General features: G+C 63.8%; 16 protein-coding genes. 6 read left to right on the forward strand and 10 right to left on the reverse strand.

Features of this window, described 5'->3' with window-relative positions:
* Window positions 1-68: 68 nt before the first annotated feature.
* Window positions 69-428, reverse strand: a complete 360-nt coding sequence (locus BLS75_RS02935) for a response regulator (RefSeq protein WP_011061535.1) — start codon at window positions 426-428, stop codon at window positions 69-71.
* 256 nt (window positions 429-684) lie between these two features.
* On the opposite strand from BLS75_RS02935, the gene BLS75_RS02940 reads away from it, so the two are divergent.
* From BLS75_RS02940 to BLS75_RS02960, 5 genes are all read left to right on the forward strand, one after another.
* Window positions 685-4,179, forward strand: a complete 3,495-nt coding sequence (locus tag BLS75_RS02940) for a response regulator (protein WP_072450561.1) — start codon at window positions 685-687, stop codon at window positions 4,177-4,179.
* Window positions 4,179-4,994 (forward strand): CheR family methyltransferase, encoded by an 816-nt coding sequence (locus BLS75_RS02945; protein WP_011061533.1) that lies wholly within the window; start codon window positions 4,179-4,181, stop codon window positions 4,992-4,994. The genes BLS75_RS02940 and BLS75_RS02945 overlap by 1 nt, the downstream gene beginning before the upstream one ends.
* Entirely contained in the window at window positions 4,991-5,599 is a 609-nt protein-coding gene (locus tag BLS75_RS02950; RefSeq protein ID WP_011061532.1) for a chemotaxis protein CheB, read from the forward strand. The genes BLS75_RS02945 and BLS75_RS02950 overlap by 4 nt, the downstream gene beginning before the upstream one ends.
* Complete coding sequence (locus BLS75_RS02955) at window positions 5,589-6,770, forward strand: hybrid sensor histidine kinase/response regulator (protein ID WP_011061531.1); 1,182 nt, start codon at window positions 5,589-5,591, stop codon at window positions 6,768-6,770. Before BLS75_RS02950 ends, BLS75_RS02955 begins: the two co-directional genes overlap by 11 nt.
* A 100-nt stretch (window positions 6,771-6,870) precedes the next feature.
* On the forward strand, window positions 6,871-7,248 hold the full coding sequence (locus BLS75_RS02960; RefSeq protein WP_011061530.1) for a response regulator: 378 nt from the start codon (window positions 6,871-6,873) through the stop codon (window positions 7,246-7,248).
* Window positions 7,249-7,258: 10 nt separating this feature from the next.
* Here BLS75_RS02960 and BLS75_RS02965 read toward each other — a convergent pair whose 3' ends face one another.
* The 8 genes from BLS75_RS02965 to BLS75_RS03000 all read right to left on the reverse strand — a co-directional run bounded on the left by BLS75_RS02965 (window position 7,259) and on the right by BLS75_RS03000 (window position 19,498).
* Entirely contained in the window at window positions 7,259-8,929 is a 1,671-nt protein-coding gene (locus BLS75_RS02965) for an ATP-binding protein (protein WP_072450218.1), read from the reverse strand.
* Window positions 8,926-10,428: an ATPase domain-containing protein gene (locus BLS75_RS02970; protein ID WP_011061528.1), complete on the reverse strand. Its 1,503-nt coding sequence runs from the start codon at window positions 10,426-10,428 to the stop codon at window positions 8,926-8,928. The genes BLS75_RS02965 and BLS75_RS02970 overlap by 4 nt, the downstream gene beginning before the upstream one ends.
* Before the next feature lie 197 nt (window positions 10,429-10,625).
* Window positions 10,626-11,681, reverse strand: coding sequence for a tetratricopeptide repeat protein (locus BLS75_RS02975; RefSeq protein ID WP_011061527.1), 1,056 nt, complete (start codon window positions 11,679-11,681; stop codon window positions 10,626-10,628).
* Window positions 11,682-11,755: 74 nt separating this feature from the next.
* Entirely contained in the window at window positions 11,756-12,655 is a 900-nt protein-coding gene (locus tag BLS75_RS02980) for a bestrophin family protein (RefSeq protein ID WP_072450219.1), read from the reverse strand.
* A 310-nt stretch (window positions 12,656-12,965) separates the two neighbouring features.
* On the reverse strand, window positions 12,966-14,387 hold the full coding sequence (locus BLS75_RS02985) for an efflux transporter outer membrane subunit (RefSeq protein WP_072450220.1): 1,422 nt from the start codon (window positions 14,385-14,387) through the stop codon (window positions 12,966-12,968).
* The gene (locus BLS75_RS02990; protein ID WP_011061524.1) at window positions 14,384-17,563 is read right to left on the reverse strand and encodes an efflux RND transporter permease subunit; all 3,180 of its coding nucleotides are present in this window, start codon (window positions 17,561-17,563) and stop codon (window positions 14,384-14,386) included. Before BLS75_RS02990 ends, BLS75_RS02985 begins: the two co-directional genes overlap by 4 nt.
* 15 nt (window positions 17,564-17,578) lie before the next feature.
* A complete protein-coding gene (gene mexE, locus BLS75_RS02995) occupies window positions 17,579-18,826 on the reverse strand; it encodes a multidrug efflux RND transporter periplasmic adaptor subunit MexE (protein WP_011061523.1) in 1,248 nt (415 codons plus the stop codon).
* A gap of 282 nt (window positions 18,827-19,108) precedes the next feature.
* Window positions 19,109-19,498, reverse strand: coding sequence for a MerR family transcriptional regulator (locus BLS75_RS03000; RefSeq protein WP_019095332.1), 390 nt, complete (start codon window positions 19,496-19,498; stop codon window positions 19,109-19,111).
* Between the two features lie 74 nt (window positions 19,499-19,572).
* Here BLS75_RS03000 and BLS75_RS03005 point away from each other — a divergent pair, with 74 nt between their 5' ends.
* Window positions 19,573-20,643, forward strand: coding sequence for an SDR family oxidoreductase (locus tag BLS75_RS03005; RefSeq protein WP_072450221.1), 1,071 nt, complete (start codon window positions 19,573-19,575; stop codon window positions 20,641-20,643).
* A gap of 166 nt (window positions 20,644-20,809) precedes the next feature.
* On the opposite strand, the gene BLS75_RS03010 is transcribed toward BLS75_RS03005, so the two are convergent.
* The gene (locus BLS75_RS03010) at window positions 20,810-21,724 is read right to left on the reverse strand and encodes a LysR family transcriptional regulator (RefSeq protein ID WP_011061517.1); all 915 of its coding nucleotides are present in this window, start codon (window positions 21,722-21,724) and stop codon (window positions 20,810-20,812) included.
* Between the last annotated feature and the right edge of the window lie 115 nt (window positions 21,725-21,839).

A 21,839-nucleotide genomic window follows, 5' to 3' on the forward strand; every position in this document is an offset into this window, starting at 1 on the left:
GCAGGCGGGGGGCAAAAAAGGCCGCCATTAAACCACAGCGCGCCAGCGCCCGAGCAGGCTGCCTGCCCTCAGCCGAGAATGCTGCGCACCTTGTCGCGCAGTTGGTCGATGGAGAACGGCTTGCCGATGACCGACATGCCGGCCGGCACCTCGATGGACTCGGCGTAACCACTGGCGAACAGCACCGGCAACTGCGGCCGCAGGGTGCGGGCACGCTCCGCCAGCTCGCGGCCGTTCATCCCGGGCAGGCCGACATCGGTCATCAGCAGGTCGATATGTTGCCCGGCGTCCTCCAGCAGGCTCAGGGCCGCTTCGCTGCCGTCGGCCTCCAGCACGCTGAACTCCAGTTCTTCAAGGACATCGACAATCAGCATGCGCACGATGGCATCGTCTTCGACGACTAGGATGGTGGAGGCGCTGGCGGGCATAGGGACACTCTCAAGAAATGAATTCGGCGGGGCAGTGCGGCAGGCAGCCCTGTGCATCAGTAAGTGCCGGCTTGCCACAAGTTCCCGAAGCTGTACAAAAAATTCCCCTTGTACAAGCGTCGGCAAGAATAACCGCTTCCTTTGTCCCACGGCAGGACAAATCGCAAGCGAGCGCTACCTTGGTTATAAAAAATAGCTGTCCTGGCTGAATGTGGGGCAAACTTCGTTTTTTTTCACCAGCGCCAAGGCCCATCAAATGATTCGTCCGTCCTCGGTTGATGAACAGAGTTTCCGCAAGCTGCTGACCCGCAACATCAGCCTGCCGCTGGGTGTCGGTGTACTCAGCGCGGTTTTTTTCGTGTCCCTGATCACCTACCTGCTCTCGGTCATCCAGTGGGTGCAGCACACTGATCGAGTGATCAACAACCTCAACGAGTCGGCGCGCCTGACCATCGACCTGGAAACCGGCATGCGCGGCTTCCTGATCACTGGCGACGAGCACTTTCTGGACCCCTACGAAGTGGCCAAGCCGCGTATCGTCAGCGAACTGCGCAGCTTGCAGGAACTGGTGGCGGACAACCCGCAGCAGGTGGACCGGCTCAAGCGCCTGGAAGCCCTGCAGATGGAGTGGAACAACTTTGCCCAGGGCATGATCGACCTGCGTCGCCAGAGTGGTGATTACCGCGGCGCGGTGCAGGCCGGGCGTGGCAAGCGCCTGACTGACGAGATCCGCAAGGAATACGACGACGCGGTGGCCATGGAGCAGCAGTTGCGCCTGGAGCGTAACGAGAGCGTTACCCGCACCACCGTTTTCAGCGTGGTGCTGTACCTGCTGTTCGTGGTAGGCATCAGCGCGCTGCTGGCCTACATCGGCCGTCGTGACCTGCTGGCACTGTCCAAGAGCTACAGCGACAACCTCGAAGCCCAGGAAAAGAGCGCCCGGCGCCTGGAACAGCAGGCCTGGCTGCGCAACGGCCAGACCGAACTGGCCGAGCAGATGCTCGGCCAGCTGAGCCTTAATTTGCTGGGGCGCAACATCCTGCAATTCTGCGCTCAGTACCTGGGCACACCGGTGGCGGCGCTCTATGTGCGTGAGGAGCACGGTGGCCTCAGGCGCGTGGCGTCCTATGGCTTCTCCCGGGAACAGGAAACCCAGGAACAGTCGCTGTACAGTGACGAAGGGCTGGTGGGGCAGGCCGCGCAGCACAAGCGCCTGATCCGTCTGGACGAGGTGCCCGCCGATTACTTCAAGGTCAGCTCCGGCCTGGGCGATGGTTCGCCGCGCAGCGTGCTGGTGGTGCCGACCCGTGACGACGATCGGGTCAACGGGGTGATCGAGCTGGGCTTCCTGCGGGCCTTGAGCGAGCGCGACGTCGAGCTGCTGGAACTGATCGCCGGCAATATCGGCACCTCCATCGAGGCCGCGCGTTATCGCCAGCGCCTGCAGGAAGTGCTGGCCGAGACCCAGCAGCTCAATGAAGAGCTGCAAGTGCAGCAAGAAGAGCTCAAGACCGCCAACGAGGAGCTGGAAGAGCAGTCGCGGATCCTCAAGGAATCCCAGGTGCACCTGGAAACCCAGCAGGTGGAGCTGGAGCAGACCAACGAGCAACTGGCGGAGCAGGCGCAGATCCTGGCCGATCAGCGTGACGCCATGGACCGCAAGAACAACGAGCTCAACGAGGCCCAGACCCAGCTCGAGGAGCGCGCCGAAGAGTTGCAGCGCTCCAGCAAGTACAAGTCCGAGTTCCTTGCCAACATGTCCCACGAGCTGCGCACGCCGCTCAACAGCTCGCTGATCCTGGCCAAGCTGCTGGCGGAAAACCCCCAGGAAAACCTCAGCCCCGAGCAGGTCAAGTTCGCCGAGTCGATCTATTCCGCGGGCAATGACCTGCTGAACCTGATCAACGACATCCTCGACATCTCCAAGGTCGAGGCCGGCAAGCTCGAAGTGCGCCCGGAGAACGCCAGCGTGCCGCGCCTGGTGGACGGGTTGCGCAGCCTGTTCCAGCCGCTGACCCAGGACAAGGGCCTGGAATTCAAGGTGGAGCTGCAACCGGGAGCGCCGCAGATGCTGTTCACCGACCGCCAGCGGGTCGAGCAGATTCTCAAGAACCTGCTGTCCAATGCGGTCAAGTTCACCGAGAAGGGCCAGGTGAGCCTCACGGTGTCCGCTCAGCCGGGGGCCGGTATCGCCTTTGCGGTGCAGGATTCGGGGATCGGCATTGCCCAGGATCAGCAGCAAAGCATCTTCGAGGCCTTCCGCCAGGCCGACGGCACCACCAACCGGCGTTATGGCGGCACCGGCCTGGGGCTGTCGATCTCCCGGGATCTGGCGACCCTGCTCGGCGGCTCCATCAGCGTCAGCAGCGAACCCGGCCGCGGCAGTATCTTCACCCTGGTGCTGCCAGAGCAGTACCAGGAGGCCGCCGAGCCGCTGGTGGCGCCGCCGGCCCCAGTCGCGCCCGTGGCCGCGCCTCAGCCTGCCAGCCTGCCGCAGCCGGTGGCCGAGGCCCCGGGGGCGGACATTCCGCGCTTCGCCGATGACCGCGACAAGGCGCCGTTCAGCAGTCGTTGCATCCTGGTGGTGGAAGACGAGGCGAACTTTGCCCACATCCTCTTCGACCTGGCCCACGAGCTGGGTTACCACTGCCTGGTGGCCCACGGCGCCGACGAAGGCTACAGCCTGGCTGCCCAGTTCATCCCGGACGCCATCCTGCTGGACATGCGCCTGCCGGACCACTCCGGCCTGACCGTGTTGCAGCGCCTCAAGGAGAACGCCCAGACCCGGCACATCCCGGTGCACGTGATTTCGGTGGAAGACCGGGTGGAAGCGGCCATGCACATGGGCGCCGTGGGCTATGCGGTGAAACCCACCACCCGCGAGGAGCTCAAGGATGTCTTCGCCCGCCTGGAAGCCAAGCTGACGCAGAAGGTCAAGCGCGTGCTGCTGGTGGAGGACGACGACCTGCAACGCGACAGCATTGCCCGGTTGATCGGCGACGATGACATCGAGATCACCGCCGTGGGCCTGGCCCAGGAGGCTCTGGACCTGCTGCGCGAGAACGTCTACGACTGCATGGTCATCGACCTCAAGCTGCCGGACATGCTCGGTAACGACCTGCTCAAGCGCATGTCCACCGAGGATATCTGCTCCTTCCCGCCGGTGATCGTCTACACCGGGCGCAACCTGACCCGGGATGAAGAGGCCGAGCTGCGCAAGTATTCGCGCTCGATCATCATCAAGGGGGCGCGCTCGCCGGAGCGCCTGCTGGATGAAGTGACGCTTTTTCTGCACAAAGTCGAATCCCAGCTGTCCCATGAACGGCAGAAGATGCTCAAGACCGCTCGCAGCCGCGACAAGGTCTTCGAGGGCCGCAAGATCCTCCTGGTGGATGATGACGTGCGCAACATCTTTGCCCTGACCAGCGCCCTGGAACACAAGGGCGCGGTAGTGGTGATCGGCCGTAACGGCCATGAAGCCATTGCCAGGCTCAATGAGGTCGAGGATATCGACCTGGTGCTGATGGACGTGATGATGCCGGAGATGGACGGTTTCGAAGCCACGGTGCAGATCCGCAAGGACCCGCGCTGGCGCAAGCTGCCGATCATCGCGGTCACCGCCAAGGCCATGAAGGATGACCAGGAGCGCTGCCTGCAGGCCGGCTCCAACGATTACCTGGCCAAGCCCATTGACCTGGACCGGCTGTTTTCCCTTATCCGTGTGTGGCTACCCAAGATGGAAAGAATTTAGTGGAGCGTAATACCGAGATCGAACTGCGTTTGCTGATCGAAGCTATTTACCTCAAGTACAGCTACGACTTCCGCGACTACTCAGGTGCCTCGATCAAGCGCCGGGTCAACCACGCATTGCGCCAGTTCGAATGCAAGACCATTTCTGCGTTGCAGGAGCGGGTGCTGCACGACCCCACCGCGTTCATGCAGTTGCTGCAGTTCCTGACCATTCCGGTGAGCGAGATGTTTCGCGACCCGTCGCACTTTCTGGCGATCCGCCAGGAGGTGGTGCCGCTGCTCAAGACCTATCCTTCGATCAAGATCTGGATCGCCGGCTGCAGCACCGGGGAGGAGGTCTACTCCATGGCCATCCTGCTGCGCGAAGAGGGGCTGCTGGAGCGCACCATCATCTATGCCACCGACATCAACCCCAGCTCCCTGGAGAAGGCCAAGCAAGGCATCTTTTCCCTGGAGAACGTGCGGGCCTACACCCACAACTACCAGCAGGCCGGCGGCCAGCGCTCCTTTGCCGACTACTACACCGCGGCCTACGACTACGCGATCTTCGACAAGAGCCTGCGTGAGAACGTGACCTTCGCCGATCACAGCCTGGCGACCGACAGTGTATTCTCTGAAACTCAATTAATTTCTTGTCGTAACGTATTGATTTATTTCAATAAAAAGTTGCAGGATCGTGCCTTCGGACTGTTTCACGAGTCCCTCTGCCATCGTGGTTTCCTGGTGCTGGGCAGCAAGGAAACCCTGGACTTCTCCGCCTATGGCAAGCACTTCGAGCCCTTGGTCAAACAAGAACGGATCTATCGCAAGACATGAGCCAGGAGATTGTCAGCCAGGGTTTCTGGCCGCAGATCGAGGCGATCGTGGTAGGGGCCTCTGCGGGTGGGGTCGAAGCCTTGCTGAAGCTGTTCAGCGGTTTCGCCCAGGGTTTCCGCCTGCCGGTGATCGTGGTCCTGCACCTGCCCGACGAGCGCCGCAGCCAGCTGGCCGAAGTCTTCGACCGGCGTCTGGCGCTGGCGGTGAAGGAAGCCGACGACAAGGAGCAGATCGTGCCTGGCACCCTGTACTTCGCCGCGCCCGGCTATCACTTGTCGGTGGAGCAGGACCGCAGCCTGTCCCTGAGCCAGGAAGAACGCCTGCACCACTCACGCCCGGCCATCGACTACCTGTTCGAGTCCGCCGCCGATGCCTATGGCCGGAACCTGGCCGCGGTGCTCCTGACCGGGGCCAACCAGGATGGCGCCCGCGGCCTGGCCGAGGTCAAGCGCCAGGGTGGCCTGACCATCGTCCAGGATCCCAATGAGGCCCATGTCTCGACCATGCCGGACGCCGCCCTGGCCCTGCATCAACCGGACTACATTCTCCCTTTGCGCGGCATCAGCCGTCTGCTTGCCGAGCTGGAAGGAACCCATGTTAAGTAATATTCAAGCCAAGCTGCTGATCGTCGACGATCTGCCGGAGAACCTGCTGGCCCTGGAGGCGCTGATCAAGCGCGAGGACCGTACGGTGTACAAGGCGCTGTCGGCTGACGAAGCCTTGTCGCTGCTGCTCCAGCATGAGTTCGCCATGGCTATCCTCGATGTGCAGATGCCCGGCATGAACGGCTTCGAGCTGGCCGAGCTGATGCGCGGCACCGAGAAGACCAAGAACATTCCCATCGTCTTCGTCAGCGCCGCCGGGCGCGAGCTCAACTACGCCTTCAAGGGCTACGAGAGCGGGGCGGTGGACTTTCTGCACAAGCCCCTGGACATCCACGCGGTGAAGAGCAAGGTCAACGTATTCGTCGACCTGTACCGCCAGAGCAAGGCCATGAAGCAGCAGGTCGAGGCCCTGGAGCAGAGCCGGCGCGAGCAGGAAGCGCTGCTCCAGAAGCTCCAGGCCACCCAGAACGAGCTGGAGCAGGCAGTGCGCATGCGCGATGACTTCATGTCCATCGTCGCCCACGAAGTGCGCACGCCGCTCAATGGCCTGATTCTCGAGACCCAGCTGCGCAAGATGCACCTGGCCCGGGAGAACGCCGCGGCCTTCAGCCTGGACAAGATGCACGCCATGGTCGACCGCGACGAGCGCCAGATCAAAAGCCTGATCCGCCTGATCGAGGACATGCTGGACATCTCGCGCATCCGTACCGGCAAGCTGTCGATCCGCCCCTCGCGGTTCGATCTGGCGCAGTTGGTGCGCGGGCTGGTGGAAAACTTCGCGCCTCAGGTGGAAGCGGCGCAGTCGTCCCTGAGCCTGCAGGCCGAGCAGCCCCTGGAGGGCAACTGGGACGAGTTCCGCATCGAACAGGTGGTTTCCAACCTGCTGACCAACGCCCTGCGCTACGGCGCCAAGAGCCCGATCGAAGTGCGGGTCTATGCCCAGGACGGCGAGGCTCGGGTCGAGGTGCGTGACCACGGCATCGGTATCAGCGAAGACAACCAGAAGCGTATTTTTCAGCAGTTCGAACGGGTCAGCGCCAACCACGTGGCGGCGGGGCTGGGCCTGGGGCTGTTCATTTCCGAGCAGATCGTCACCGCCCACGGCGGCGCCATCAGTGTCGAGAGCCGGATCGGCGAGGGCGCGCTGTTTCGCGTCAGCCTGCCGCTGTAGAGGCCCGTTGGCCGGTGAATCATTAAAAGCGTAACGCGCACGCAACCTCTGCGTGACCCAATGGTCGTAACAGCAGCAATTGACCGAGCAAAGGTTTTCCATGAGTGAAGATGCACAAGACGTCGTACTGATCGTCGAAGATGAACCAGTGATCCTGATGCTTCTGGCCGACTACCTGTCGGGCCTGGGATACCGGGTGCTGCAGGCCGAGAATGGCGAGCAGGCGTTCGAGATTCTCGCCAGCAAGCCGCACCTGGACGTGATGATCACCGATTACCGCCTGCCGGGCGGGATCACCGGGGTGATGATCGCCGAGCCCGCCGTGAAGCTGCGTCCGGATCTGAAGGTGATTTTCATCAGCGGCTACCCCAACGAAATCCTCGAATGCGGCAGCCCCATCACCCGCAAGGCGCCGATCCTGGCCAAGCCCTTCGACCTCAACAGCCTGCAGGAACAGATCCAGCAATTGCTGGCTTGAAGCCCGGCTATCAGTCGCGGATCATTTCCCGCACCTTGGCGGTCAGCAGGTCGAAGGTGAACGGCTTGGTGATCAGTTGCATGCCGGGTTCGAGAAAGCCGCCACGGGCCGCCGCGTGCTCGGCGTAGCCGGTGATGAACAGGACTTTGAGCTCCGGGCGGATCTGCCGCCCGATTTCCGCCAGTTGCCGGCCATTCATGCCCGGCAGCCCGACATCGCTGATCAGCAGATCGATGCGCTGCGCCGAGTCGAGGATCGGCATGGCGCTGCGGGCATCGCCGGCTTCGACAAAGGCGTAGCCCAGTTCGCTGAGCACCGCACAGACCAGCACCCGCACCGCCGGGTCATCCTCGACGATCAGCACGGTTTCACCGTTCTGCGCATTGGGCGGTTGTTGCACCAGAGGGTGTTCGGCCTGCTCCAGGTCGCCGACAAAACGCGGCAGGTACAGGCTGACCTCGGTACCCCGGCCCAGGGTGCTGTTGAGGGTCACATGGCCGCGGGACTGCTTGCTGAAGCCGTAGATCATCGACAGCCCCAGCCCTGTGCCCTGGCCGATGGGCTTGGTGGTGAAGAACGGATCGAACACGCGGTTGATGATCGCCTCGGGCATGCCGCAGCCGTTGTCGCTGACTCGCAGCAGTACGTAGTCCCCCGGCTTGAGGTTGTCGTGGGCCTGGGCGAAGTCCGGGGCCAGGCGCTGGTTGAGGGTTTCCACCAGCAGCCGGCCGCCGTTGGGCATGGCGTCCCGGGCGTTGAGCACCAGGTTGAGCAGGGCGCTTTCCAGTTGGTTGGGGTCGGCTTCGGCCACCCATAGCTGCGGGTCCAGGCGCATGTCCAGCTCGATGCTTTCGCTGAGGCTGCGTTGCAGCAGCTCGCCCATGGAGGTCACCAGGGCGTTCATCTCCACCGGCTTGGAATCCAGCGACTGGCGCCGGGAGAAGGCCAGCAGGCGGTGGGTCAGGCCGGCGGCGCGGTTGGCCGAGGTCACCCCCAGGTCGATCAGGCTGTCCAGGTCCTCGGTGCGGCCCCGGGCCAGGCGCCGGCGCAACAGCTCCAGGCTGCCGATGATGCCGGTGAGCATGTTGTTGAAGTCGTGGGCGATGCCGCCGGTGAGTTGCCCCACGGCCTCCATTTTCTGTGACTGGCGCAGGGCTTCTTCGTTGTGTCGCAGTTGTGCGGTGCGTTCTTCCACCTGCTGTTCCAGGGTCTCCAGGGTGCGTTGCAGGCGCAGTTCGCTCTGGCTCAGGTCGATCAGCCGGTCGCGGGCGTCGTACTGCCGGCGCCTGCCCCGCAGGGCGGCGCTGACCAGGCTGATCAGGGTCGCCGGGTGGAAGGGCCGTTCCAGAAAGCTGACGTTGCCCAGGGGCTCGCTGAAGCGCGATGCCGGGTTCTGCTCGGGGCCGCCGTGCTGGGTCAGCAGCACGATGGGCAGGTCCGACCACGCCGGTTGCTGTTCCAGGTGGCGCAGCAGGGGCTCCAGGTCGACCCCGCGCAAGGCTTCGGCGGCGATGATCACCAGCCCGGCGCCGTGCTCCAGCTGCTCGCACAGGGCGGGCAGGTGCGGGGTGATCAGGCTGTTGAAGCCGGCCTCCTTGAGCATCATCTGCGCCAGTTGGCTGTCACGCCCGTGTGGCGTGAGCACCAGAGCCCGTTCGGAAAAGTCCAGGTCGGGGCTCATTGGCCCTCATCCCTGAGCAGCGGTTTGCTCTCGCCCAGGTAGGTGGGCACGCCCCGCAGCACGCCCTGGAAGGCTTCCAGGGGCTCGCCGATGGTCAGGCCACGAGCGCTGATGCGGTATTCGCGAATGGTCGACTCGTGGCTGCCGGTGCGTTTCTTGATGATGGAAATGGCCCGGCGCACCTTGCCCAGGGCCTCGAAGTAACGCAGCAGGACCACGGTGTCGGCCAGGTAGGTGATGTCCACCGGGGCCTGCATGTCGCCCACCAGGCCATGCTGAGCCACGGTCATGAAGGTGGCGGCGCCCTGGCGGTTGAGGTACAGCAGCAATTCGTGCATGTGCAGCACCAGGGCATTTTCCTCGGGCATCGCTGCCTGGTAGCCGTTGATGCTGTCGATCACCACGGTCTTGATCCGCTCCTGGTCGACGCAGCGTCGCACCCGGTGGGACAGCTCCCCCGGCGAGAGCTCGGCGGCGTCCACCTGTTCGATGATCAGGTTGCCGCTGGCCTGCAGCGCCTTGAGGTCGATGCCCATGTTGCGCATGCGCTCGAACAGCAGCCCCAGTTCCTCGTCGAAGATGAACAGCGCGGCTTTCTCTCCCCTGGCTACGGCGGCTGCGGCGAAGATCATCGAGATCAGCGATTTGCCGGTGCCGGCGGGGCCGAGGATCAGGGTGCTGGAGCCGGTCTCGATGCCGCCCCCCAGCAGCGCGTCCATCTCGGTGATGCCGCTGGTCAGGGTCAGGCGCTGGTATTGACCGCGGTGCTCGGCGGCCACCAGGCGCGGAAACACCTGGACCCCGTCGCCCATGATGGTGAAGTCATGGAAGCCGCCGCGGTACTTCTGGCCCCGGTATTTCACCACCCGGATGCGCCGGCGTTCGGCGCCGTAGCTGGGGGTCAGTTCTTCCAGGCGGATCACCCCGTGGGCCACGCTGTGCACGGTCTTGTCCAGGGATTCGGTGGTCAGGTCGTCCAGCAGCAGGACGGTGGCGTCATAGCGCACGAAGTAGTGCTTGATCGCCAGGATCTGCCGACGGTAGCGCAGGGAACTTTGCGCCAGCAGGCGGATTTCCGAAAGGCTGTCGAGCACCACCCGGGTCGGCTTGACCCGCTCCACCACTTCGAAGATCTGCCGCGTGGCTTCCCCCAGCTCCAGGTCCGAGGAGTACAGCAGGCTTTGCTGGTGCTCGGCGTTGAGCAGGCTTTCCGGCGGGATCAGCTCGAAGATGTGGATGTTCTCGTCCAGTTGCCAGCCGTGGGATTGCGCGCCCTGGCGCAACTCGCGCTCGGTTTCCGAGAGGGTGATGTACAGGCAGCGCTCGCCGGCGGCGGCGCCGGCCCGCAGAAAATGCAAGGCCACGGTGGTCTTGCCGGTACCGGGTTCGCCTTCCAGCAGGAACACATGGCTACGTGACAATCCGCCGGAGAGGATATCGTCCAGGCCTTCGATGCCGGTGGCGGCTTTTTCGCTGAGCAACGCAGATGAGGTCGACAAACAATGCCCTCGCAAATAGGTCCAAGTGATCGGCGACGGCGTCGAGCACCTTGATATCGCTGATAAATCACTTGACCGCCTGCCGCTGGCACGGTTCAACCTTTTGTCGCCGTGGAGCCGCTGCTGAGCACAGCAGGCGCGGGGGGCAAGGGCGCCAAAGGTTCGGCTGGGGATTGCCAGGCAAGGCCCGGGGGCGGCTACAGGCCCTGCTGCAGGGCCGGGTCGTCGGGGTTCTGCTGTTCCAGCTGGGCCAGCAGGACCTGGACGTTCTGCAACTGGCCGCTTTCCTTCCAGTAGCTGATCAGCAGCACCCGCGCCTTGCGGTTGTAGGGCTGGCGCTGGACGATTTCCTCCAGTTGCTTCTGCGCCGCTTCCAGCTCTTGTTCGCTGTGCAGGGTGGTGGCCAGGTCGTAGCGGTAGGCGGCGTTGTTAGGCTCCAGTTCCACCGCCCGGGACAAGCCGAGCAGGGCGAACTCACCCTGGCCATGGTGCAGCAGCCAGAGCCCCAGGGCATGTTGCAGGTAGGCCGAATCCTGCTGTGCCTGCAACTGCTTGGCCAGCAATTGGCGGGCGGCATCGCTTTGGCCCTGCTTGTCCAGGACTTCGATCTGCAGCACCACTGCCTGCAGGTTGTCCGGGGCCAGGCGCAGGGCCTGTTCCAGGGTCTGCTGGGCCTTGATCAGGTCGGCATTGTGCAGGTACAGGCGAGCCAGCTGGTACTGGGCCTCGACGTTGTCGCCGCGGGTCTTGAGCACTTGGGTGTATTCGTCGATCACCTGCTGCAACGGGCCGAAGTACAGGCCCTGGTCGTCGGGGCTCAGGCCCAGCAGGGCGTCCACCGCGGCGAAGCGCACGCTCTGTTCGTGATCGTCCAGCAACGGCCCCAGCAGCAGGCTGCGCTGGCCGCTGGGCACCAGGCCGAGCACGCTCTTGATCGCTGCTTTGCGCACCTCGGCGGAAGGGTGATAGAGGTCGGCGTCCGCCAGTTTCAGTGCCTGGGGGCTGGGGTAGTTGGCCAGCACTGCCAGCAGGCGAATGCGCTGCTGGTCGTCGAGGTCGGGCCGGCCCAACTGCTGGTAGAGCACGCGCGCCGCGCCAGGCTGGCCGTTGCGGGCTTTTTCCAGTGCCGCGCTGTAGCCATGCTTGATGGCCTCGGGAACCTGCGGCGGGCTGCTGCGCAGAAAGCTCCAGGCCAGGGCCAGGACGACGACGGTAAGCAGGCTGATCAGCAGGTAGCGGCGGGGCTGGGACATGCAGGAATCCGGAAGCTGGCAACTTTTGGAAGGCGCAAGCTTCGGTCAGGAACCGGCTTGAGTCAAACCCGGGTTCAGGTCAGCACGTACTCCTGCGGCTCCAGCAGCGGCGGCAGCTCGGTTTGCCCCAGCGCCGCCAGGACTTCGCGCTCCAGGCCGCGCAATAGAGCGCTGCACGGCAGGTCGTTGTCGTCATAGCCGAAAGGGTCTTCGAGGTCGTTGCCGATCTCGTCCAGGCCCAGGAAGGTGTAGCTGACAATGGCGGTGAAGATCGGCGTCAGCCAGCCCAGGGGCTCGGCCATGGCGAACGGCAGGAGGATGCAGAACAGGTAGATGGTGCGGTGCAGCAGCAGGGTGTAGGGGAAGGGCAGCGGGGTGTTCTGGATCCGCTCGCAGGCGGCCTGCACCAGGCTCAGGCTGACCAGCCGGGTTTCCAGCTGGGTGTAGCGCCATTCGCTGATGAGCCCCTGCTGGGCCCACTGCGAGCAGCGCTGGCCGATGCGTTGCAACTGCGCGTCGGTGAGGTTCGGGTGGCCGGGGTCGAGGCTGGCCTGGGCCCAGGGGCGCAGGGCGGCGGCCTCGTCTTCATGGCGCAGGCGGGCGATCAGGCTGTGGGCAAAGCCGCACAGGTCGCGCAGCATGCCCTCGCGCTCGGGGTGGCCGTCGATGATCAGGCTTTCACGGATCAGCGAACGCACCTCGATGATCAACTGCCCCAATTGCTTGCGGCCTTCCCACCAGCGGTCGTAGCAGGCGTTGTTGCGAAAGCTCATGAAGATCGACAGCGACAGCCCCAGCAGGGTGAAGGGTGTGGCGTTGACCTTGGAGAAATAGCTCGGTTGCAGGGTTTCCACCAGCACGATCACCGAGGCCAGCAGTGTGACCAGTACGCAGCGCAAGGCAATGCGCTTGGCAATCGAGCCCTTGAGGGCGAAGAGGATGCCGATCAGGTTCGGCTTGGGGCGGACAATCATGGGGGCTGAGGCCAGGGCGATTACGCGGCGAGTGAAGAGTAGGAGCGCGCTGTGGGGCTGTCCAATCGCAATGGCCAACCGCGTGATCGACGGCCTCTATCAATGGGCTTGGGGTGGGCGGTGTTCTGGCGGGCGCCTTCGCTGGCAAGCCAGCTCCTACCGGGGCCATGCGTTGCGCGGGCTCTTGTAGGAGCCGGCTTGCCGGCGAAGAGGCCCTTGAGCCGGGCAAAAAAAAAGCCCCGCGACCGAATGATCCACGGGGCCAAACATTGGTTGGTTGCGGCCAACCAAAGGAGCTCGTTGCAAATCCTTACTTGCTGGCTACCGTCTCCGGTTGCCAGCCACCACCCAGGGCCTTGTAGATGGCGACGATGCCGCGGTACAGGTCGACTTCGGCCTGGGCCTGGGAGTCCTCGGCGGCCAGGCGTTCACGCTGGGCATCGAGCAGCACCAGGAAGTCCACGGTGCCTTCGCGGTAGCGAATCTCGGCCAGGTCCGCTGCGGCGCGGCTGGATTCGCTCTGGCGAATCAGGGAGATCAGCCGTTGCTGGCGCCTGCCGTAGTCGCTGAAGGCGTTTTCCGATTCCTCCAGGGCCAGCAGCACCTGCTGCTCGTAGCTGGCCAGGGCACCGTCGGCATTGGCGTCGGCGCCGCGCAGGCGGGCTCGCACACTGCCCAGGTCGAAGGCCGCCCAGGTGATGCTCGGGCCCAGGGCCCAGGCATTGGCCGCCGAGGAGCCGATCTGCGAACCGCGCCCGGCAGTGAAGCCGAGGAAGCCGCTGAGGCTGACCCGTGGGAACAGGTCGGCCTTGGCCACGCCGATGCGCGCGGTGGCCGCTGCCAGCTTGCGTTCGGCGCTGAGAATGTCCGGCCGGCGTTGCAGCAGTTCCCCCGGGTCGCCAATCGGCAGGGCCTTGGCAATGGCCGGCAACTGCGCCGGCGACAGGTCGACGCTGAGCTTGTCCGGGCGTTCACCCAGCAGGGTGGCGATGCGGTTGCGCTGGCGGGTCTGCTCGGCCTGCAACTGCGGCACGCTGGCCTCCACCGAAGCCAGGCGGGCGTCGGCGCGGACCACATCGAGCTGGTCGCCGACCCCGGCGTCGCGCAGGCTTTCGGTGATCTTGCGCGACTCCTGCTGGTTGTCCAGGTTGGCCAGGGCGATCTTTTCCCGTAGCTGTGCGCCGCGCAATTGGCCGTAGGCGTCCACCAGCTCGGCGATCATGGTCACCTGCAGTTGGTAGAGGTCGGCCTCGGCGGCCTGCTGGTCGGCGTCGGTGGCTTCCAGGTTGCGCTGGATGCGGCCGAACAGGTCCAGCTCCCAGGCCATGTCCAGGCCCAGGTCGTAGCGCTCGCTGTTCACTCGCTTGGTGGTCTGGCCGGGGATCTGCCCCTTGGCCAGGTCGCTGCTGGCGCGGCTGGTTATGGTGGGCATGGCGTCATTGCTGGCGTCATCGCGAATCGCCCGGGCGGCCCGCAGGCGGGCGAAGGCCACCCGCAGTTCACGGTTGCCCTGCAACGATTTGCTCACCAGCTGGTTGAGAGTCGGGTCATCGAACTGCTGCCACCAGATGCCTTCGAAGCGTGCGCGGTCGAAGTTCTTCTGGCCCGCAGCGCCATCGGTGGCGGCGCTGATGTGCGCCGCCTCGGTGGTTGGGCTCTGGTAGTCCGGACCGACGGCGCAGGCACTCAGGGCCAGCACCAGCAGGCTCGGCAGGAAGACTTTGGAACTCATTGTTGCGCCTCCAGTTGCAGAGCACGGGCGGCTTTGCGCGCCTCGCTGCGCTCCACGTAGTTGCGGATCAGTACATAGAACACCGGAGTCAGCAGCAGGCCGAAGAAGGTCACCCCGAGCATCCCGGAGAACACCGCGACACCCATGGCATGACGCATTTCCGCACCGGCGCCGCTGGAGATCACCAGGGGCACCACGCCCATGATGAAGGCGAAGGAGGTCATCAGGATCGGCCGCAGACGCAGGCGGCAGGCTTCCAGCACCGCGGCCAGCGGGTCGAGGCCTTCCTCTTGCTTGTCCTTGGCGAACTCGACGATCAGGATCGCGTTCTTGCAGGCCAGGCCCACCAGAACGATCAGGCCGATCTGGGTGAAGATGTTGTTGTCGCCCCCGGAGACGATCACCCCGGTAATGGCCGACAGCAGGGTCATGGGCACGATCAGGATCACCGCCAGTGGCAGGCTCCAGCTTTCGTACTGAGCGGCCAGCACCAGGAAGGCCAGCAGCACGCAGAGCGGGAAGACGAACAGCGCGGTGTTACCGGCCAGGATCTGCTGGTAGGTCAGCTCGGTCCATTCGTAGGTCATGCCGTTGGGCAGTTCTTCCTTGAGCAGTTTCTCGATCGCCGCTTCCGCTTGCCCGGAGCTGTAGCCCGGGGCCGCTGCGCCGTTGATTTCCGCGGTGACGAAACCGTTGTAGTGCATCACGCGGTCGGGACCTGCGGTGTCGCTGACCTTGATGAAGGTGGCCAGGGGGATCATCTCGCCCTTGTTGTTGCGCACTTTCAGCTGGCCGATCTGCTCGGGCTCGAGACGGAACTGCTGCTCGGCCTGGACGTTGACCTGGTAGGTGCGGCCAAAGCGGTTGAAGTCGTTGGCATACAACGAACCCAGGTAGATCTGCAGGGTGTCGAAGATGTCGGAGATCGCCACGCCGTGGGTCTTGGCCTTTTCCCGGTCGATGGCAGCATCCACCTGGGGCACGTTGACCTGGTAGCTGGTGAACAGCCCGGCCAGTTCCGGCACGCTGCGGCTCTTGGTGATGACATTCTGCACTTCCTTGTACAGCTCGTCGTAGCCCAGGCCGCTGCGGTCCTCCACCTGCAGGCGGAAGCCGCCGATGGTTCCCAGCCCCTGTACCGGCGGCGGTGGGAAGATCGCCATGTAGGCGTCCTGGATATCCGCGTACTTGCCGTTCAGGGCGCCGGCGATGGCACCGGCGGACATGCTCGGGTCCTTGCGCTCATCGAAAGGCTTCAAGGTGACGAAGACGATGCCGTTGTTCGGGCTGTTGGTGAAACCGTTGATCGAAAGGCCGGGGAAGGCTACCGCGCTTTCCACGCCGGGCTGCTTCAGGGCGATGTCGGACATGCGCTTGATCACGTCTTCGGTGCGGTCCAGGCTGGCGGCGTCCGGCAGTTGGGCGAAGGCCACCAGGTACTGCTTGTCCTGGGCCGGGACGAAACCGGTCGGGGTGTGGGCGAAGCCGAACCAGGTCAGCACCATCAGGCCTGCATAGAGGAACAGGGCGATGCCGCTGCCGCGGATGACCCGGCGCACGGTGCCGACGTAACCATGGCTGGCGCGATCGAAGAAGCGGTTGAAGGGTTTGAACAGCCAGCCCCCCAGCAGCTTGTCGAGGATCTTCGAGAAACGGTCCTTGGGCGCGTGGTGTTCCTTGAGCAATACCGCGGCCAGGGCCGGCGACAGGGTCAGGGAGTTGAAGGCCGAGATCACCGTGGAGATGGCGATGGTCAGGGCGAACTGCTTGTAGAACTGCCCGGTCAGGCCACTGATGAAGGCTGCCGGTACGAACACCGCGCACAGCACCAGGGCGGTGGCGATGATCGGGCCGGTCACTTCACGCATGGCGCGCTTGGTGGCCTCCACCGGGTTCAGGCCCAGGCCGATGTTACGTTCGACGTTCTCCACCACCACGATGGCGTCGTCCACCACGATGCCGATGGCCAGCACCAGGCCGAACAGCGACAGGGCGTTGAGCGAGAAGCCGAACAGGTGCATGACCGCGAAGGTACCGATCAGCGACACCGGTACGGCCACCAGCGGGATGATCGAGGCACGCCAGGTCTGCAGGAACAGAATCACCACCAGCACAACCAGGATCAGGGCTTCGAACAGGGTGTGCACCACGGCCTCGATGGAGCCGCGGACGAAGATGGTCGGGTCGTAGACGATGCTGAAGTCCATGCCCTGCGGGAAGCTCTGCTTGAGTTCGGCCATCTTGGCCCGCACTTCATTGGAGATCTCGATGGCGTTGGAGCCCGGGCGCTGGAAGATCGGGATCGCCACCGCCGGCTGGTTGTTGAGCAGGGAACGCAAAGCGTACTGGCTCGACCCCAGCTCGATGCGGGCGATGTCCTTCAGGCGGGTGATTTCACCGTCCTCACCGGAGCGGATGATGATGTTCTCGAACTCTTCCTCGGTCACCAGGCGGCCCTGGGTGTTGACCGATAGCTGGAAGCTGGTGGCGGTGGGCGCAGGCGGCGCGCCCAGGGCACCGGCGGCGACCTGGCGGTTCTGTTCACGGATGGCGGTGACCACGTCGGTGGCGGTCAGGTTGCGCGAAGCGGTCTTGTTCGGATCCAGCCAGACCCGCAGCGAGTAGTCGCCCATGCCGAACAGCTGCACGTCCCCCACGCCGCCCAGGCGCGCCAGCTCATCCTTGATGTTGAGCAGGGCGTAGTTGGACAGGTAGAGCATGTCGTAGCGTTTGTCCGGCGAGGTCAGGTGGACCACCATGGTCAGGTCCGGAGAGGCCTTGTCCACGGTGATGCCGATGCGCGTTACTTCTTCGGGCAGCTTGGGCTGGGTACGGGTCACGCGGTTCTGTACCTGCACCTGGGCGTTGTCCAGGTCGGTGCCCAGGGCGAAGGTGATGGTCAGGGTGATCTTGCCGTCAGCGGTGGATTGCGAGGACATGTAGAGCATGTTCTCGACCCCGGTGATCGCCTGTTCCAGGGGCGCGGCCACGGTTTCACCGATGACTTTCGGGTTGGCCCCCGGGAAGTTGGCGCGCACCACCACGGTGGGCGGCACCACTTCCGGGTATTCGCTGATGGGCAACTGGAACAGCGAGATGGCGCCGGCGATCAGGATCAGCAGCGACAGCACCGCGGCGAAGATCGGCCTTGAAATGAAGAACTGGGAAAAATTCATCTTGAGAGTCGTCCCTTAACCGCGCGGTGTCGCAGCGGCGAGTTTCACAGCCGGAGCCGCCTTGGCAGGGGTGACCTGCGGCAGGTTGCTGGCTTCCAGTGCTTGGCGTTGTTGGGCCAGGGCGGCGAGGGTTTCCTTGCTGGCCATGGGGATCACTTCAGGCGTGACCGGTGCGCCGGGACGTGCCCGCTGCAAGCCCTTGACGATGATAGTGTCGTCCTTGCTCAGGCCGTTGCGCACGATGCGCAGGCCTTCGATCTTCGGCCCCAGTTCCACGGCGCGGTAGGCCGGTTTGTTGTCGGCGTCCATCACCAGCACGAACTTCTTGCCCAGGTCGGTGCCCACGGCTTCGTCGTTGATCAGCATCGCCGAGTAGGTGCCACTGCCCACCAGTTTCAGGCGAGCATAGAGGCCCGGGGTGTAGCTGCCGTCGCTGTTGTCGAACACCGCGCGGCCACGGATGGTGCCGGTCTTGGGGTTGACCTGGTTGTCGACGAAGTTCATCTGCCCCAGGTGCGGGTGGCCTTCTTCATTGGACAGGCCCAGGTACACCGGGGTGGTCTGGCCGCGCTGGCCCTGGCGGGCGAGTTGGGTGTACTTGAGGTACACGCGCTCGTCGGCGTCGAAGTAGGCGTAGACCTTGTCGGTGGAGACCAGGCTGGTGAGCGGGGTGACATCGGCGGTCACCAGGTTGCCGGCGGTGATCTGCGCGCGGCTGACCCGGCCACTGATGGGCGCCACCACCCGGGTGAAACTCAGGTTGAGCTTGGCCACGTCCAACTGGGCCTGGATCGCATCGACCCCGGCCCGGGCTTCCTGGGCGGCGCTGGTGCGGGTGTCGGCCAGCTCGGCGGAAATCGCGTTGCTGGTCAGCAGGCGCTGGCCGCGCTGGGCTTCGTTGGCACTGCGGGTCGCGGTGGCCCGAGCCTGTTGCAGCTGGGCTTCGAGGCGGCGTACTTCAGCCTGGAAAGGCCGTGGGTCGATCTGGAACAGCAGGTCGCCTTTCTTCACCAGGGCGCCTTCGGTGAAGGCCACCTGATCGATCTGGCCCGAGACCCGAGGTCGGATCTCCACGGTTTCCGGGGCTTCCAGGCGCCCGGTGAATTCATCCCATTCGTTGACCGGCTGTTCCAGCACCTTGGCCACGCTGACTTTGGCAGCGGGCGGGGCGGAGGCGGTCTCAGGGGCTTTGCCGCACGCGCTCATCACCAGTACGGCGAGAACGGCGAGTGGAAAACGTAGGAGTTTGACTGACTGGTCCATGGTGCATCCGCCACTGTATTTGAGATGGGCGGATGATGCTCGGCAGGGTTGTATCTCACGAATCGAATGAAGCGAAGGTAACTATCATTCGGAATGATATAAGCGCCAAGCAAGCCCTCTAGCATGCACCTTTCGTTAGGCTGCTATCAATTCCCTGGCGTGCAATTAGTTATTGCGGCTGACGCAACATTGGCTGTTGTCGCAGGAGCCGGCTGGCTGGCCATCGTAGCCCCGTGCGTCGAGGTCCATGGTCTGCCAGCTCAGTTCGTAGCGCATTTCCAATCAGATGGAAGAGCTGTTGAGTTGCTGAAGCTCAAGTTGCCTGGCGGCACTGGCTTCGAGGTTTGCACGCTCTTGATCCAGGTACCGATAAATGCTTTGGAGGTTGGCGATTTTCTGTTCGATCTCTGCCATCTTCCTTTCAATGAGCTTGGCGCCGTCCGCACAATCGATCATCTGGTTGCGCTGCGCCTCCAGAATCTCGCCTATCTCCCCCAGGGAAAAGCCCATGCTTTGCGCGCGCTGGATAAAGTCCAGGTCCTGCAGCGTTTGTGCCGTGTAAACGCGGTAGTTGTTAGTTCGCCGCTGCGGTGAGATCAGGCCGATTTGCTCGTAGTAACGCAGCGTATGGCGGCTGGCGCCGCTACGGGCCTCGATTTCGCCAATTTTCATGAAAACACCGCTTGACCATAGAGTTGGGTCGATAGTTTACGTTTGGTTCCTTACCTTGAACAAGGAACAGGGAAATGAGCGTGGAGTGCTTTGTCACCGGGGGGACCGGCTTCATCGGTCAGCATTTGCTGGCATGCCTGAGCGCAAAAGGCCACACCGTCGGGGTGTTGATGCGTCGCCCAGAGCGACTGGCTGAATTGCGGGAGCAAGTCGTCAATTTGGGAGGAGACGCAAGCCGGGTATTTGCCGTGGCCGGCGATCTGGAGCGGGATAACCTAGGGCTGAGTCCTGCTGACCGGGAAGTGCTAAGGCACGCCAGAGTCGTATTCCACCTGGGCGCACACTTCGCCTGGGGGCTGTCATTGGAGCAGTCTCGTGCGGTGAATGTCGAAGGGGCAAAACGGGTGGCGCTGTTGGCGGCTGAGCAAAACAGCCGGTTAGTGATGATCGGCGGCTACATGCTGAAAAACCATGAGCATCTGCAACGCATCGGCATCGATCCTCGTTATCCGCGGCGGACGAACTGGCCTGCCGTCTACCGCCATGTCGGTGGTTACGAGGCGAGCAAGCTGGAGGCGCATTTTGCGACCTTGGAGCTCATGTCCGCCAAGGGCGGGGAGATCACCGTTGTCCACCCCGCGACGGTTTGTGGCCACAGCCGCACGGGGCATATCCTTGACGGCCAGCCACTGGTGGAGCTGATCCGCAACCTTGTGCTGGGAAAACTGACGGCAGTGCCCGGTACCGCCCAGCACTGGCTGCCACTGGTTACCGTGGATTACCTGGTTGAGCTGGTGGCGGCTTGTGCTTTTGATCCCGCCATGGCGGGTGAGGAACTGCTGGCGCTGGATGCGCAAACTCCCAATTTGCGAGAACTCCTGGTCCAGGTGGCGCAACCTTTGGGCTTAAAGCCTCCCAGGCATCACATCTCGCTCCGATTGCTGAAGTGGCTGCTGAGCATTCCTCTCGTGGCGCGGTTCATGAATACAAAACCCGAAGCCTTGGACTTTATCCAGACCACTCGATTTGATACCGCGGCCGTCGAGCAATTTGCCAACAGGCATGGGCTGGCCAAGCCGGATATCCGTCAGGCCTTGCGGCACACGGCAACGTTCGTCAACTCATGTTTCATAGCCAAGGGCTAGCCGCTGACTTCTTCCTTGGGGGCATCCCTTTCAAGCAGCCAGGGTTTGCCCCCACTTATGCCCCCGAATACTTCGCAAGCCAGCGGAACCTGAGGGAAAGCCTCAGACCGAATTAGTCGCTAAAGGACTCTTTTCAGAAGAATCTATGGATGCCAGTGGCACTTGATCAAAGACTGTCTGGATCGCCAAAGAACATCTGAATTCTTGAACGCAACCAGCGCTCGCCCGGGTCGTTGTCCTGTGAACCGCGCCAGGCCATGTGCAGTTCGAAGCTGCGTACTGGCAGCGGCGGGTCTTCGGCGCGTACGCCGCCGGCGGCGGTGAGGGCGTCGGCGGTGTAGTCGGGCACGGTGGCAAGGATGTCGGTGCCGGCCAGCAGGGTGCTCAGGCCGTTGAATTGCGGTACGGCGAGCACGACGTGGCGCTTGCGTCCGAGCTTCTCCAGCTCCTCATCGATGAACCCGCTCAGGTCCCCGGCGAACGACACCAGGGCGTGGGGGCGGGCGCAGAAGTCGTCCAGGGTCAGGGGGCCGGGCACGGTGTCGGCCCGCAGCAGTTTGGGCAGGCTGCGGCGCAGGACCTTGCGCTTGGCGTTGGCCGGCAGGTCGGCGGTGTAGCTGACGCCGATGGAGATTTCGCCGGAGGCCAGAAGCGCGGGCATCAGCAGGTAGTTGGCGCGGCGCACCACCAGCACGATGCCCGGGGCTTCGGCGCGCAGGCGTTTGAGCAGCATCGGCAGCAGGGCGAATTCCACGTCGTCGGAAAGACCGATACGGAACACGGCGGTGCTGGTGGCCGGGTCGAATTCGGCGGCGCGGCTGACGGCGGTGGAGATCGAATCCAGGGCCGGCGAGAGCAGGGCGAAGATTTCCACTGCCCGGGCCGAGGGCTCCATGCTGCGCCCGGTACGCACGAACAGCGGATCGTCGAACAGGTTGCGCAGGCGCGACAGGGCTGCACTGATGGCCGGCTGGCCGAGGAACAGCTTCTCGGCGGCGCGGGTCACACTGCGTTCGTGCATCAGTGTTTCGAATACGATCAACAGATTCAGGTCGACACGACGCAGGTCATTACGATTCATCTGGAGTCCTGGCAGAGTCAGCGAGCTTGACGGGAGCGACCATATCGGAACAATGGCCGGCGTGAATCTTACGGGGAAAGGCTGGTACTCTGCATCGGCTAAATGTTGTTTGTTT

It is taken from the genome of Pseudomonas sp. NFPP12 (genome assembly GCF_900103205.1).
GTDB classification, from domain to species: Bacteria; Pseudomonadota; Gammaproteobacteria; order Pseudomonadales; family Pseudomonadaceae; genus Aquipseudomonas; species Aquipseudomonas protegens.